The sequence below is a fragment of the Rhizobium sp. BK196 genome (assembly GCF_014193255.1).
Taxonomy (GTDB): Bacteria; Pseudomonadota; Alphaproteobacteria; order Rhizobiales; family Rhizobiaceae; genus Rhizobium.
In genome coordinates this window covers 82,431-96,339 of the sequence record NZ_JACHZB010000005.1, presented here as the reverse complement: position 1 = coordinate 96,339, position 13,909 = coordinate 82,431, and the positions used below count along the sequence as shown (strand labels likewise).

Genomic DNA, 13,909 nt, shown 5'->3' with positions numbered 1-13,909 from the left:
GTTTCGGAAATAGTTCGAAACGATTTAAAAAATAAATTGGGCCTATCGCCAAGCGGCAACGGCTAAATTCCTGGTGCACCGGCGGAAGTCGCCGATGCGGTAGGCGCGCATTATTCAGGCAGCCTGTGGGGTGAGGTTGCCCTCTTCAAGCAATTCGACTGATGTCAGCGCCGGCACGTTGCTGGTCAGCGCGCGCCAGGTGATGAGTTCGAACGTGCCGTCTTCATGTTCGGCGATCGCCGTGCAGCTTTCGACCCAGTCGCCGGTGTTGATGTAGCGGATGCCATCCATATCCTCGATCACGGCGTGATGAATATGGCCGCAGATGACGCCGTCGGCGCCGCTCTTGCGGGCTTCTTCTGCTACCACGCGCTGGAACTCGCCGATGAAATTGACAGCGTGTTTGACCTGCAGCTTGGCCCAGGCCGAAAACGACCAGTAAGGCATGCCGAGGTGGCGGCGCACGGCAGCGAGAACGATATTGATGCGGATCGCTGTGTCATAGGCCCAGTCGCCGAGATAGGCGAGCAGCCGGGCGTTGCGCACGACGACGTCGAATTCGTCGCCATGTAGGATCAGATATTTCTTACCGTCTGCGCCGTCGTGGATGATGCGGTCGACGACTTCGATGCCGCCGAAATGCGTGCCTGGGAATGCGCGCAGGAACTCGTCGTGATTGCCGGGGATATAGACCACCCGCGTACCCTTGCGCGCCTTGCGCAAGAGTTTTTGGACCACGTCGTTGCAGACCTGCGGCCAATACCAGCTGCGCTTCAGGCGCCAGCCGTCGACGATATCGCCGACGAGGTAAATCGTGTCGGCTTCGTGATATCTCAGGAAATCCAGCAGGAAATCCGCCTTGGCGGCCTTCGAGCCGAGATGCACATCGGAAATGAAGAGAGTGCGGAAGCGCCGAGGTTCCATCATGTCTATCACAAGCCTTTCCGCTCGTGTCCCATCGTTCTTCGTGTGGTCTTCCAAAATCAGACTCGTGTATCAGGAAGATGACAAACCGCAGGAAAGGCCTGCAAAGCCGCTCAATCCACCGGTTAGAGCCTTCCCGGTCCGAATGCTGCAATCTGAGCAGGGAAGGCCTTCCGTCAGATCGCTGTCGCCAGCAGGTCAAAAAGTTCCGCCGCAGCCATTTCCGTACTGTTCCGACCGGTCGATTGATGTATGGAGAAGTCTCCAAAAGACTTCGAACAACGCTGGAGGCGGCGATGGATCACCAGGAAAAATCCAAAACGGAAAAGAATTCGGCAGGCGGAAGCCTCGACGAACAGGCGCTTTTCTTCCACCGCTATCCGCGCCCCGGCAAGCTGGAAATCCAGGCGACAAAGCCGCTGGGCAACCAGCGCGATCTGGCGCTTGCCTATTCACCCGGTGTTGCCGCCCCCTGTCTCGCGATCCGTGACAATCCGGAACAGGCCGCAGACTATACGTCGCGCGCCAATCTCGTTGCCGTGATCTCCAACGGCACCGCCGTACTCGGCCTCGGCAATATCGGTCCGCTTGCCTCCAAGCCGGTCATGGAAGGCAAGGCTGTCCTCTTCAAGAAATTCGCCGGTATCGACGTCTTCGATATCGAAGTGGATGCCGATGATGTCGAGCAGATGGTTTCCACCGTCACCTCGCTCGAGCCGACTTTCGGCGGCATCAACCTCGAGGACATAAAGGCGCCGGAATGCTTCCGCGTCGAAAAGCAGCTGCGCGAAAAGATGAAGATCCCGGTCTTCCACGATGACCAGCATGGCACCGCGATTATCGTCGCCGCCGCCATCCTCAACGGTCTCGAACTCGCCGGCAAGAAGATCGACGAGGTCAAGATCGTCGCCTCCGGCGCCGGTGCGGCAGCCCTTGCCTGTCTCAATCTGCTGGTGACGCTCGGCGCCAAACGCGAAAACATCTGGGTCCACGACCTCGAAGGCCTCGTCTATGAAGGCCGCGTCGAGCTGATGGACGAGTGGAAGGCCGTCTACGCGCAAAAGAGCGACACACGCACCCTCGCAGACAATATCGGCGGCGCCGACGTCTTCCTCGGCCTGTCCGCTGCCGGCGTTCTGAAGCCGGAATTGCTGGCGCAAATGGCTGAGAAGCCGCTGATCATGGCTCTCGCCAATCCGACGCCAGAGATCATGCCGGATCTTGCCCGCGCCGCGCGGCCAGATGCGATGATCTGCACCGGCCGCTCGGATTTCCCGAACCAGGTCAACAATGTCCTCTGCTTCCCCTATATTTTCAGGGGTGCGCTGGACTGTGGCGCCGAGACGATCAACGAGGAAATGAAGATGGCCGCCGTGCGTGCCATCGCGGCCCTTGCCCGTGAGGAGCCGTCCGACGTTGCCGCCCGCGCCTATTCCGGCGAAACCCCGGTCTTCGGCCCCGACTATCTCATTCCCTCGCCCTTCGATCCGCGCCTCATCCTGCGCATCGCACCGGCTGTCGCCAGGGCCGCTGCCGAAAGCGGTGTCGCGCGCCGGCCGATTACCGATTTCGATGCCTATCTCGACCAGCTGAACCGCTTCGTCTTCCGCTCCGGCTTCGTCATGAAGCCGATCTTCACGGCCGCAAAGGTGGCCGAGCGCAAGCGCGTGATCTTCTCCGAAGGTGAAGACGAGCGCGTGCTGCGTGCCGCCCAGGTGCTGCTCGAAGAAGGCATTGCCGAGCCGATCATCATCGGCCGCCCGCAGGTCATCGAAACGCGCCTGAAGCGCTACGGCCTGCGCATCCGCCCGTTACAGGATTTCGATGTCATCAACCCCGAAGACGATCCGCGCTTTCGCGAATATGTTGATCTCTATCTGCAGCTTGTCGGCCGCCGCGGCGTCATTCCGGAAGCGGCCCGCACCATCGTGCGCACCAACGCGACCGTCATCGGTGCGCTGGCACTCAAGCGCGGCGAGGCCGACGCACTGATCTGCGGTCTTGAAGGCCGTTACGAGAAGCACTTGCGCGATGTGCGCCAGATCATCGGCAAGCGCCCGAACGTGCGCGATTTCTCGGCACTCAGCCTGTTGATCTCGCAACGAGGCGCGACCTTCTTCACCGACACTTACGTCACCTTCAACCCGACGGCTGAGGAAATCGCCGAGGCGACGGTTCTGGCAGCTGAGGAAATCAAGCGTTTCGGCATCACGCCGCGCGCCGCCCTCGTCTCGCATTCGAACTTCGGCTCGCGCGAATCCGAAAGCGCCACCAAGATGCGCAATGCGCTGCAGCTGGTGCGCGAAGCGGCTCCCGATCTCGAAGTCGACGGCGAAATGCATGGCGAAAGCGCGATCTCCGATGAGCTGCGCCGCCGTGTCATGCCGCACACCACGCTGCATGACGAAGCCAACCTGCTGGTCTTCCCGAACCTCGATGCCGCCAATATCACGCTCGGTGTCGTCAAGTCGATGACCGACGGCCTGCATGTTGGCCCGATCCTGCTGGGCACCGCGATGCCCGCCCATATCCTGGCGCCGTCCGTGACCTCGCGCGGCGTCGTCAACATGGCAGCGCTTGCTGTCGTCGAGGCATCGCAGCCGGCGTAACCGTCTGCGAAGCGAGACCGTTGGCTCTGGAATATCAGCGGCGCCGTATTGCTCGGCGTCCCTGATCCGACAGCTCATCCGCCCGTTCGTTGCCTTCGATGCCGGAATGGCCCTTGCACCAGGCAATATTTATCAGGGGATTCTTGGACAGCTCGCCATCAACGGCTTTCCAGAGTTCCGCATCTGATATCGCCCGGTTTCTGGCCTTGCCGTTCGGGTTGCTCTTCCTCCAGCCATTGTTCCTCCAGATAGGTCGCCAGCGGTTGCAGCCTTCGACGGCGTAGACGGAATCGGACCAGATGACTGCTGCTACGCCCGGTGCCGTGCGGCTGATCCAGATTGCAGCCTCGATCACGGCAGTCAGTTCCATCGCATTATTGGCGGTGTCCTCCAGGCTGCCGAAGCCGGACGCGATTTCCACACCGTCGCGATAGGCGACGAAGGCCCACCCGCCCTGCCCGGATCGCGGCTCGAAACAGCCATCCACGAAAACGTGAAGGCCGCGGGTTTCCGGGATATCCGGTGTCCTTCCGGAGAAGTGGGTGCGGTCTGAAATTTTTGTCATATCATCTATTTAGCTATCAACGATCTCCCGCGCGATTGCGGGTGAGGCGGAGGCGAAACATCTGTCTTGCTAGATAAGATCGCAAAAATGCGCTAGGAATTACTCTGAGCTTATTAAGGGAAATAGGTTAGGACAAAGCGCGGTGGATGAAGCCGCAATCGACCGACAGATACTTTTCTCATTCCGGGACGACGTCGTGAAGCGCCGAAACCTGTCTCTCCTCCTTTTTCTGGCTTTCGCGGTCCCGGCGGAGGCGCAGACCAATGCGATCTGCGAGGATCTGCGTGGCCGCCTTGCCGACCTGCCGCAATCGATCGGCAGCAATGAAGCGGAGATGCGCCAGTACGCAGGCGCGCTTGCCGAGCAGAATCTCGAACTGCGCAAGGTGCGCGGCGATCTGCGCCGCTATGGTTGCACGTCGGGCAGCGTGATCGTCGTCGGCGGCGAGAACGCCGGATTCTGCGAGGAGCTCGCGCAGTCCGAAGCGAAGATGGTAGACAATGTCCGCTACCTGCAGGATCGCCGCAACGCGTTGCGCCAGGGTGGTGCCGATCCGGCCCGCGAGGAGCTGATGGCCGCGCTCGAAGACAATGGCTGCAACAGCGACAGCTTCAGCGAACCTGTGCAGGGTGACGCCTATGCGCCGGCTCCTTCGATCGATGAGCAAGCTATGCGCGGCGACACGTTCATCCCGCTCGGCGGCGGTGAACGCTACGGCCTGCCGCGGGCAGAAATGCTCTCGCCGGTCAGCACGATCTGTGTGCGCACCTGCGACGGCGGATTCTTCCCGATCAGCAACAATGCCACCTCGGTCGATTTCGGCCGCGATGCCGCAACCTGTGCCAAGATGTGCCCTGGCGTGGAGACGGAACTCTTTTATCGCGACATTTCCAGCACCGAAGCCGCAAACATGATTTCGACGGCGACGGGCGCCCCCTATGGCGCAATGAAGAACGCCTTCGCCTACAAGACCCGCGCGCCCGGCGAAAAATCCGCCTGCTCCTGCAATCTCAGCGCCTATTACGAGGAAATGCGCAAGAGCCAGACGGCCTCTGCGCCGGTGCCCGAGCCGAAGGGTTCGATCACCACGATCCGCACCGAAGCCCCGAAAGCCGCAAGTGCCCCGCAGGCGCAGGTGCCGGATCGTCCCTATGATCCGGCCGGCAACAAGGTGCGCCAGGTCGGCCCGCAATTCCTGGCGGGTGATCAGGGCAAGATCGATCTCGCCAATCCGGCAACATCAGGCCCTCAGCCGCAGCAGCAATAATGGCTCAGGTCTTTATCTGGCCCCAGCCGTCATGGAAGATGAGTTCGTCCAGCGGCATCCGATGCCGCCAGCCTTTGACCGCCAGTTCCGGCTCGTCATAGAGCCGGTCGACGAACCCCGCGCAGAGCCAGGCAACCACCTCGATATGGTCGGGAATGCCAAGGATCTCCTTCAGATCGCCTTCGCGAAATATGCTGACCCAGCCGATGCCGACGCCTTCGGCCCGTGCCGCGAGCCACAGGTTTTGGACGGCGCAGACGGTGGAACAGCTGTCCATGCGCGGATTATGCGTGCGGCCCAGCACCACGCTGCCGCTGCGCGAGGGGTCGCAGGTCACGCAGATGCCAAGCGGCGCTTCGACGATCCCTTCGAGTTTCAGCGACCGGTATTTTTCCTGCCGCTCGCGCGTAAACATTTGCGCGGCTTCCTCATTGGCCTTGGCGAAGGCGTCGCGCACACGCGCCCTCACCTCGGCACTCTTCACCAGAATGAAATTCCACGGCTGCATGAAACCGACCGAAGGCGCGTGATGGGCCGCTGTCAGCAATCGCATGACGAGGTCGTCCGGCAAGGAATCGGGCAGGAACTGGCTGCGCACATCGCGCCGCGTCATGATCGCGTGATAAACGGCCTCGCGTTCGGCCGCAGAAAAGCTGGATGCCGGGCGAACGGCATCATCAATGGGTCGCATCGTCAAATCCCCAACAACGCAACCGCCCGCCGTCCGCGCGGGTTGGGTCTATCTCGTCAGGCCGGTCTTCTGACTTGGCGTCCTTCGCCTGACCGCAGCCTTCCCGGCCTCGCGGCCAGTGGCGTGATGAGCGGCAAGCGTCGGCCTTACAGCGTTGGGCACGTTCCGGCTTTGCACCGGATTCCCGATTCTCCCGCTTGTAACGGCGGGCACCTGACCGGCGATCTATGGCGTGGAAACGGCGTGGCGGCAAGCGGCACGCGACGACTATTCGAGATACCGGCTCCCGAAGCGCCCGTATGGGGTTCAATTCAGCGGTGGGCACCGGTATCCCATTCTACTTTATAATTTATTCACACATGAAATACACACTGCATCTGCGCGTTCTGGGTTGCAGTGAGGACATGGGCATGAGCGCTCATGATGCGGCCGCCAGCGTCGATGCCCGTATTGATACGCCGGTCGAGAACGTGTCCGACTGAGCCGCATTTCGAGGCCCCCGCGGGATGTTCCAATTTTTGAAGACGATGCCTCTGACAGCGAAGCTGGCGGCGATTATCGTTGCCGTCAATCTCTGCGGCATATCAGCCTTTGCGACGTACACCTGGTTATACGAAACCCGAGCATTGATCGATGGCGCCAAGGCGAACTGGTCCAAGGACGCGGAGCAGTTTGCATCTCTGGCCGCAGGCGGCGTGAAGTGGGGCAAGGCGAATGCCGTTCGAGATGCCTATTCTCTCTACCGCGACGATCCCTCGCTCGACCTTGTTCAATTCTCAGCATTCAATGCGGAACTCATCGCCGTCGATACGTGGACACGCGACGGCGTCAATGGTCTGCCTGCATCGGCAGATCTTGCAAAGCGCCTGAGCGCGAAGCCGGAAAAAACGACGATTGACGACAGCGGAATATCCGCCGGCGTCGTGACGATCACAGCGCCGCTTCCACTCGATAAGTCGGGCAAGGCCACCGGCTACGTCGTCACGAACTGGTCCGTCGAGAAGATCGCGTCCGAAGTCAGGCAGAAGGTCTTCATTTCGGTGCTGACGCAGTCCCTGATCACCGCTATTGCCATTGTCGCATTTCTTCTCGCCATGCGCAGTCTCGTTGGCCGGCCGATCAGGATCCTCAGCGAGCGAATCAGCGCCTTGCAGAAAGGCGATCTCGCCTCTCCCGTCACCTATCGGGAAAATGGCGATGAAATCGGCTTTCTGGCCCGCGCATTGGAAGTTTTCCGTAACGAGGCGATTGCAAAGGTCGAAAGAGAGCAAGCCGCTGCCGAGCAGAGTGCTTCGCTTAATTCCGAACGGGCTCGCAACGCATTGTTGACGGAAGAAGCCAGCAAAACGCAGCGACTTGTCATGACCGCTCTTGCCAATGCGCTGGAAAAGCTCGCCGCGGGCGATTTCTCGATAAATCTCGCCGATCTCGGCCCCGAATTCGATAAACTGCGGCAGGATTTCAACAATATGGTCCAGGCAGTCGCTGCCGCGCTGACGGAGATCAAGACCGCCTCCGTGGCTGTTGAAAGCGGATCGAGCGAACTGGCCTCTTCAGCGGATCAGCTCGCCAAGCGGACCGAGCAACAGGCAGCAGCGCTGGAACAGACCGCCGCCGCTCTGGATGAGGTAACGACGACGGTCAGAACGTCGTCGCAGCGGGCCGAAACTGCCGGAAAACAGGTCGAGGAAACGAAGCGGAGCGCTCATGTCTCGGCGACCGTGGTACGTGATGCCATCGGAGCCATGGACCGGATTCAGACCTCGTCGAGCCAGATCGGCCGCATTATCGGCGTCATCGACGAGATCGCGTTCCAGACCAATCTGCTGGCGCTGAATGCCGGCGTCGAGGCGGCGCGCGCCGGCGAAGCCGGCAAGGGTTTTGCGGTCGTCGCGCAGGAAGTGCGTGAGCTCGCACAGCGCTCGGCAAACGCGGCAAAGGAAATCAAGAACCTGATCACCGTGTCTGGCCAGGAAGTTGCAGCAGGCGTCGGGCTGGTGAACGAGACCGGGGATGCTCTCCTGAAAATCGAGGAGCAGATCAACCGCATCAGCGACAGCATCGCTTCCATCGTTCAGTCCTACCGCGAACAGGCGACGGGCCTGCAGGAAATCAATGGTGCGATCAACCAGATGGACCAGGCCACGCAACAGAATGCGGCAATGGTCGAGGAAACGAACGCCGCCTGCCAGGAATTGCTCACCCAGGGACGCCTTCTGCAGGACTCGGCCGGCAGGTTCACTGTCAGCGCGGCTGCCGCCAGCCTGTATGCTCCCGTTCAGCCGGTCCCTCGTCAACCTCGCCCGGAGCCGAGAGTTTCCGGGAAACGGCATGTAGGAAGTGCCGCGGTTGCCGCTTCTCCCGATGCCTGGGAGGAATTCTGACCCCATCGTCGTTCGATACGCTCATCCCATCAGCCAATAACCAGGAAGGAACAGTTATGAAGAAAGTCGTGACCGCATATCTTATGGCCTGCGCCGCATTTGCCGTCCCCATGGGCGTATCCATGGCGCAGGATGCCAAGCTTGCGCCGATCGCCGACTACGTGACGAGCGACGTAAAGCCCTGGCTTAACGACCCCGCCGTCATCGAAGCCATCAAGGCGCAAAATGCCGCGAATGCGAGCTTGGGGGCAGCCGATATCGACGCCCTCGATAAGAAGTGGCGTGCCGAGGTCGATGGCTCCGACCACACGATGATCGACCGCGTGCTTGGCAACGCATTGTCCAAATTCCTCCAGGAAAAGAAAGCTGCATCCGATGGCAAGATCGCAGAGATCTTCGTCATGGACGCCAAGGGACTGAATGTCGGCCAAAGCGACGCTACCTCCGACTACTGGCAGGGCGACGAGGCCAAGTTCCAGAAATCCTTCGGCGCCGGGAAAGATGCCGTTTTCGTCGATGAGATCGAAAAGGACGAATCCACGCAGGCGCTGCAGTCGCAGGCAAGCGTCACCATCTCCGACGACAAGGGAACGCCGATCGGCGCCATCACCGTCGGCGTAAACGTCGACGCGCTTTAATTTCCTGCATCTGCGAATTCATATCGCCCGGACGCAAGCGGTTCGGGCGATATGCGTAACAGGACCTCAAACACACCTGCTCAACAGCAGCAAATTCTGCGTGACAATTCGCATTGGCATAGTTAGATAGGCGCCATGTCGATTTCGTCCGTTTACGCACCGCGATTTTATTCGTACCGCTGCTTCCAGCGGATGCGGGTCTGTGCGTAACCGAAACTAACGCGACGACAACCCGAACAGCCGCTAGTCTACCTGGCGGCTTTTTTGTTCCGCACGGTATGACCAAACAGGAGAGCATACCGTGACTGACACCATTGATGATCTGCGCATCGTCGAGATCACCCCGCTGACCAAGCCTGCCGATATTATCAAGGAAATCCCACGCACCGCCGCGGTTACGCAGACCGTGACCAGCACGCGCGACACGATCCACAATATCCTGACCGGTCAGGATGACCGCCAGCTGGTCATCATCGGCCCCTGCTCCATCCATGATCCGGCGGCCGCCCGCGAATATGCCTCCCGTCTCGTCGAGCAGCGACGACGCCTCTCCGGCGATCTCGAAATCGTCATGCGCGTCTATTTCGAGAAGCCCCGCACCACCGTCGGCTGGAAGGGCCTGATGAACGACCCGCATCTCGACGGCACCTACCGCATCGAGGAAGGTCTGCGCATCGCGCGCCGCCTGCTGCTCGACATCAACGCCATGGGCCTGCCGGCCGGCTGCGAATTCCTCGATACGATTACGCCGCAATACATCGCCGATCTCGTCAGCTACGGCGCCATCGGCGCGCGCACGACCGAAAGCCAGATCCACCGTCAGCTCGCCTCGGGTCTCTCCTGCCCGATCGGCTTCAAGAACGGCACGGATGGCGGCGCGCGCATTGCGCTCGATGCGATTGTCGCGGCCTCCCAGCCCCACCACTTCCCGGCTGTGACCAAGGATGGCCAGGCGGCAATTGCATCGACGACCGGTAACGAGGACTGCCACATCATCCTGCGCGGCGGCAAGCGCCCGAACTACGAGGCTGCCGACGTTCAGGCTGTCATCGCAGAAGCAGTCAAACTCGGCGTCGACCCGCGCATCCTCATCGATGCCAGCCACGCCAACAGCAGCAAGGATCCGATGAACCAGCCGAAGGTCGTCCGCGACGTCGCCGGCCAGATCGTCGCCGGCAACCACCACATCAAGGGCATGATGATCGAGAGCAACCTCGTCGCCGGCCGCCAGGATCTCGTCCCCGGCAAACCGCTGGTCTACGGCCAGTCGATCACCGATGGCTGCATCGGCTGGGATATGTCGGTCGAAGTGCTCGATGATCTTGCTCAGGCCGTCCGCGACCGCCGCAAGGCTGCTGTCGCGGCTTGAGTGGCACCATCGGTTGCCGCAGGTAAACCCCGCCGCCCATTCACAGGGCGGTGGGGACGTTCGTCAGTGGCAGATCCCTGCTGACTGGCAGGAACGTGGATCAATACCGAAGGTGCCAAGCCGAAACAATTCAAGGCAGCTTAGATCAGAGGAATTGCCTATGCCGACATGGGCGATCCACTGTTGCTGTCCTCTCGTTGGATAATAATCTTTTGTGGAGTAGTAAAATCTCGACGAACAATGCGATGGAGGCGTTCCCGCCGGGAGAACTCCGGCCTTGAGCAATGTCTGCACCGTTTTTTGTTCAGCAGACATGTTCGTCTGAATAAAATTAGTAACGATCGTCTTGATGTTTGGATACTTTTCTATGCAGTCGCTAAACTCTCTGCTGCTATTATCATTGTCGATAAAGACAATGTAACCAGTACTATTTTCGGTCTGCATCTGTTCGTTTGGCTTATTCCCATCCAGGATCGTATAGCCGTGCAGCACGGCGGCTTTTTCGATCAGCGACCTATACTGCCTAACCTGTTCATCCGAATGCTCCGAACAAACTATGAGAGTCTTTGGCGTAGTCTCATCTTTCCAATCGGGCATATTCCATTCGATCGCCCAAGGAGCACTCGCGTTAAGAGGGGATTCGATCGGGGAAACTTCCTGCACCGCCGCAACGGCGTAAGAGTGAGATAAGAGAATGAAGATCGCAAAGATGCATCTAAAGAACATACACAGTCACCAATCCTGCTCGCCGCCGTCCATAGACGCGGATAACGCGATCGCGCGTCACGATTAGACATGATACGCCTAACGTGATTGCAATAGCGGGAAAAATCCGCGCCGCTCTAATATCAAAGGGCGCCACAGATTCCGCGCCGTCAATCCAAATGGCGGTGCGCCGCTCTCAAGATTTCACCGGAAAATACCTGACATAAGCGAATTCATCGCCTTCGGGCGACCAGTTCGGCACATTGATCGTGCCCTGCCCCCCGAAGAGCTCGAACAGCTCCGTCAGATTGCCGCCATCCATATCCATCATCCGCAGCCGCACATTGAGATCGCGCGGATGGTCGAAGACATCAGGGTCGTAGGAAAGGATCAGCACCTTGTCATTGTTGGGCGACGGATGGGCGAACCAGTTGCCGTAATTGTCCGATGTCACCTGCTCAAGACCCGTGCCGTCGGGATGGATACGCCAGATCTGCATCAGCCCGGTACGGCTCGAATTGAAATAGATCCACTGCCCGTCCGCTGACCAGTCCGGCCCGTCATTGCGGCCCTCGCCATGCGTCAGCCGCTTCTCCTCGCCGCCATCGACCGAGATCGTGTAGATGTCGAAGACGTCGTTGCGGATGCCGCAATAGGCAAGCTCGCGCCCGTCAGGCGACCACCCATGCCAGTAGGACGGCAGGTTCTTGGTGATCAGTCGCGGCTTGCCGCCCTCGATCGGCAGGATGTAGATCGCCGACTTGCCGAACTCGGTCTTGTCGGAAATGACGATCTCCTCGCCATCGGGCGAAATGCCGTGGTCGTTGTTGCAATGGACCGCCAAACCGGTATCGACCCTCTCGACAAGATCGCTGCCGTCGAGTCGCAGGCGATAGAGCAGCCCGTCGCCATTGATCAGCAGATAGGCTCCGTCGCGCGAAAAGTTCGGCGCCTCCACCAGAGCTTCCGTCTGCCAGACAACGCGGCTTTCGCCTCTCCTGACGTTGTAGATTTCGACAGAACTGCGCATCTCGCTCTCCCGGATGAGTTTCTAGCGATCCCGGAATCGGTTGGTGATCGGGTAGCGCCGGTCGCGGCCGAAATTCTTCTTGGTGATCTTCACGCCCGGTGCCGACTGACGGCGCTTGTATTCGGCGAGATAGAGCAGATGCTCGATGCGGTGCACCGTCTCGACATCATGGCCGCGCGCCACGATCTCCTCGACCGCCATTTCCCGTTCGACCAGGCATTCGAGAATGTCGTCGAGGACAGGATAGGGCGGCAGCGAATCCTGGTCCTTCTGGTCGGGCCGAAGCTCGGCCGAAGGCGCTTTGTCGATGATATTCTGAGGAATGACCACGCCCGAGGGGCCGAGCGCATCCGGCGGCACATTCTCGTTGCGCCAGCGGGCGAGCGCATAGACCTGCATTTTGTAGAGGTCCTTGATCGGATTGAAGCCGCCATTCATGTCGCCGTAGAGCGTCGCATAGCCGACCGACATTTCCGACTTGTTGCCTGTTGTGACGACCATCGAGCCGAACTTGTTGGAGATCGCCATCAGGATCGTGCCGCGCGCACGGCTCTGCAGGTTTTCTTCGGTAATGCCGCTGTTCGTTCCCTCGAAGAGATTAGACAGCGCCGAGGAAAAGCCCGTCACCGGTCCTTCGATCGGCACGATGTCGTAGCGGCAGCCGAGTGCCTTGGCGCAATCGGCTGCATCCTTCAGCGAGTCTTCGGACGTATAGTGGTACGGCAGCATGACCGTGCGCACCCGCTCCTCACCGAGTGCATCGACGGCGATCGCCGCGCAGATTGCCGAATCGATGCCGCCGGAGAGGCCGAGCACGACATTCTTGAAGCCGTTCTTGTTCACATAGTCGCGGAAGCCGAGCAGGCAGGCGCGGTAATCGGCCTCCTCGCTTTCGGGAATGCGCGCCATCGGCCCCTGCCCGCAATGCCAGCCGTTCTCCGTGCGCTTCCAGGTCGTCACGGCGAGCGCCGGTTCGAACTGGCTGAGCTGGAAGGCGAGCGACTTGTCGGCATTGAAGGCGAAGCTTGCGCCATCGAAGACGAGCTCGTCCTGGCCGCCGAGCTGGGCGGCATAGACCATCGGCAGCCCGGTCTCGATCACCTGCTTCAGCACCACCTGATGACGGATATCGACCTTGCCGCGATAATAGGGCGAACCGTTCGGCACGAGCAGGATTTCCGCCCCGCTTTCGGCCAGCGTCTCACAGACACCGAGATCACCCCAGATATCTTCGCAGATCGGAATGCCGATACGCACGCCGCGGAAATTCACCGGACCCGGCATGGCGCCCTGGTCGAAGACGCGCTTCTCGTCGAACTCGCCGTAATTCGGCAGATCGATCTTGTCTCTGATCGCAATGACCTTGCCGCCATCGAGCACGGCGATGGAATTATAGCGGCCCGTTTCGTCCTGGCGCGGGAAGCCGATGACGACGCCCGGCCCGCCATCGGCAGTGTCGGCCGCAAGGCTCTCCACAGCTTTCCAGCAGGCGCGGATGAAGGCGGGTTTTAGCACGAGGTCTTCCGGCGGATAACCCGAGATGAAAAGCTCGGTCATCATCAAAAGATGTGCGCCCTGCCGCGCCGCATCGGCGCGCGCCTCGCGCGCCTTGGCAAGATTTCCGGCGACATCGCCCACTGTCGGATTCAGCTGGGCGATGGCGATGTTGAACGTGTGGGAGAGAGCATTTTCCTGTGTCATGCCACTCATTTAGTCCGCCCCGTCGC

Annotated in this window: 12 protein-coding genes and 1 riboswitch; of the genes, 6 read left to right on the top strand and 6 right to left on the bottom strand. The window is 60.2% G+C overall.

The window, feature by feature from the left end; all coding sequences use genetic code 11:
• Window positions 1–114: 114 nt before the first annotated feature.
• Window positions 115–927, bottom strand: a complete 813-nt coding sequence (locus FHT78_RS17870) for a UDP-2,3-diacylglucosamine diphosphatase (protein WP_183747586.1) — start codon at window positions 925–927, stop codon at window positions 115–117.
• A gap of 293 nt (window positions 928–1,220) precedes the next feature.
• On the opposite strand from FHT78_RS17870, the gene FHT78_RS17865 reads away from it, so the two are divergent.
• Complete coding sequence (locus FHT78_RS17865; protein ID WP_183746737.1) at window positions 1,221–3,533, top strand: NADP-dependent malic enzyme; 2,313 nt, start codon at window positions 1,221–1,223, stop codon at window positions 3,531–3,533.
• 34 nt (window positions 3,534–3,567) lie between these two features.
• Here FHT78_RS17865 and FHT78_RS17860 read toward each other — a convergent pair whose 3' ends face one another.
• Window positions 3,568–4,098 (bottom strand): ribonuclease H, encoded by a 531-nt coding sequence (locus tag FHT78_RS17860; RefSeq protein ID WP_183746734.1) that lies wholly within the window; start codon window positions 4,096–4,098, stop codon window positions 3,568–3,570.
• 196 nt (window positions 4,099–4,294) lie between these two features.
• On the opposite strand from FHT78_RS17860, the gene FHT78_RS17855 reads away from it, so the two are divergent.
• Window positions 4,295–5,365 carry a DUF2865 domain-containing protein gene (locus tag FHT78_RS17855; RefSeq protein WP_183746731.1) on the top strand — a complete coding sequence of 357 codons (1,071 nt, stop codon included), beginning with the start codon at window positions 4,295–4,297 and terminating at the stop codon, window positions 5,363–5,365.
• 4 nt (window positions 5,366–5,369) lie between these two features.
• Here FHT78_RS17855 and bluB read toward each other — a convergent pair whose 3' ends face one another.
• The gene (gene bluB / locus FHT78_RS17850; protein WP_183746729.1) at window positions 5,370–6,056 is read right to left on the bottom strand and encodes a 5,6-dimethylbenzimidazole synthase; all 687 of its coding nucleotides are present in this window, start codon (window positions 6,054–6,056) and stop codon (window positions 5,370–5,372) included.
• Between the two features lie 41 nt (window positions 6,057–6,097).
• Window positions 6,098–6,288, bottom strand: a riboswitch (cobalamin riboswitch).
• Between the two features lie 127 nt (window positions 6,289–6,415).
• Here bluB and FHT78_RS29670 point away from each other — a divergent pair.
• From FHT78_RS29670 to FHT78_RS17830, 4 genes are all read left to right on the top strand, one after another.
• On the top strand, window positions 6,416–6,538 hold the full coding sequence (locus FHT78_RS29670) for a hypothetical protein (protein WP_281412865.1): 123 nt from the start codon (window positions 6,416–6,418) through the stop codon (window positions 6,536–6,538).
• 24 nt (window positions 6,539–6,562) lie between these two features.
• Window positions 6,563–8,440, top strand: coding sequence for a HAMP domain-containing methyl-accepting chemotaxis protein (locus FHT78_RS17840; RefSeq protein ID WP_183746722.1), 1,878 nt, complete (start codon window positions 6,563–6,565; stop codon window positions 8,438–8,440).
• Window positions 8,441–8,496: 56 nt separating this feature from the next.
• Window positions 8,497–9,078: a hypothetical protein gene (locus FHT78_RS17835; RefSeq protein ID WP_183746719.1), complete on the top strand. Its 582-nt coding sequence runs from the start codon at window positions 8,497–8,499 to the stop codon at window positions 9,076–9,078.
• A gap of 301 nt (window positions 9,079–9,379) precedes the next feature.
• Entirely contained in the window at window positions 9,380–10,447 is a 1,068-nt protein-coding gene (locus FHT78_RS17830; RefSeq protein WP_183746716.1) for a 3-deoxy-7-phosphoheptulonate synthase, read from the top strand.
• A gap of 63 nt (window positions 10,448–10,510) precedes the next feature.
• Here the strand turns inward: FHT78_RS17830 and FHT78_RS17825 are convergent, their stop codons facing one another.
• The 3 genes from FHT78_RS17825 to FHT78_RS17815 all read right to left on the bottom strand — a co-directional run bounded on the left by FHT78_RS17825 (window position 10,511) and on the right by FHT78_RS17815 (window position 13,883).
• Window positions 10,511–11,173 (bottom strand): hypothetical protein, encoded by a 663-nt coding sequence (locus tag FHT78_RS17825; RefSeq protein ID WP_183746713.1) that lies wholly within the window; start codon window positions 11,171–11,173, stop codon window positions 10,511–10,513.
• A gap of 175 nt (window positions 11,174–11,348) precedes the next feature.
• The gene (locus FHT78_RS17820; RefSeq protein WP_183746710.1) at window positions 11,349–12,182 is read right to left on the bottom strand and encodes a PD40 domain-containing protein; all 834 of its coding nucleotides are present in this window, start codon (window positions 12,180–12,182) and stop codon (window positions 11,349–11,351) included.
• A 21-nt stretch (window positions 12,183–12,203) separates the two neighbouring features.
• Complete coding sequence (locus FHT78_RS17815) at window positions 12,204–13,883, bottom strand: NAD+ synthase (RefSeq protein WP_183747583.1); 1,680 nt, start codon at window positions 13,881–13,883, stop codon at window positions 12,204–12,206.
• Window positions 13,884–13,909 lie beyond the last annotated feature (26 nt).

What these genes read in the sequence shown, in the direction of transcription:
- FHT78_RS17825 (WP_183746713.1), bottom strand. Translation starts at nt 11,173, where the DNA reads ATGTTCTTTAGATGCATCTTTGCGATCTTCATTCTCTTATCTCACTCT.
- FHT78_RS17870 (WP_183747586.1), bottom strand. Translation starts at nt 927, where the DNA reads ATGATGGAACCTCGGCGCTTCCGCACTCTCTTCATTTCCGATGTGCAT.
- FHT78_RS17840 (WP_183746722.1), top strand. Translation starts at nt 6,563, where the DNA reads ATGTTCCAATTTTTGAAGACGATGCCTCTGACAGCGAAGCTGGCGGCG.
- FHT78_RS17835 (WP_183746719.1), top strand. Translation starts at nt 8,497, where the DNA reads ATGAAGAAAGTCGTGACCGCATATCTTATGGCCTGCGCCGCATTTGCC.
- FHT78_RS17820 (WP_183746710.1), bottom strand. Translation starts at nt 12,182, where the DNA reads ATGCGCAGTTCTGTCGAAATCTACAACGTCAGGAGAGGCGAAAGCCGC.
- FHT78_RS17815 (WP_183747583.1), bottom strand. Translation starts at nt 13,883, where the DNA reads ATGACACAGGAAAATGCTCTCTCCCACACGTTCAACATCGCCATCGCC.
- FHT78_RS17860 (WP_183746734.1), bottom strand. Translation starts at nt 4,098, where the DNA reads ATGACAAAAATTTCAGACCGCACCCACTTCTCCGGAAGGACACCGGAT.
- FHT78_RS17865 (WP_183746737.1), top strand. Translation starts at nt 1,221, where the DNA reads ATGGATCACCAGGAAAAATCCAAAACGGAAAAGAATTCGGCAGGCGGA.
- bluB (WP_183746729.1), bottom strand. Translation starts at nt 6,056, where the DNA reads ATGCGACCCATTGATGATGCCGTTCGCCCGGCATCCAGCTTTTCTGCG.
- FHT78_RS29670 (WP_281412865.1), top strand. Translation starts at nt 6,416, where the DNA reads ATGAAATACACACTGCATCTGCGCGTTCTGGGTTGCAGTGAGGACATG.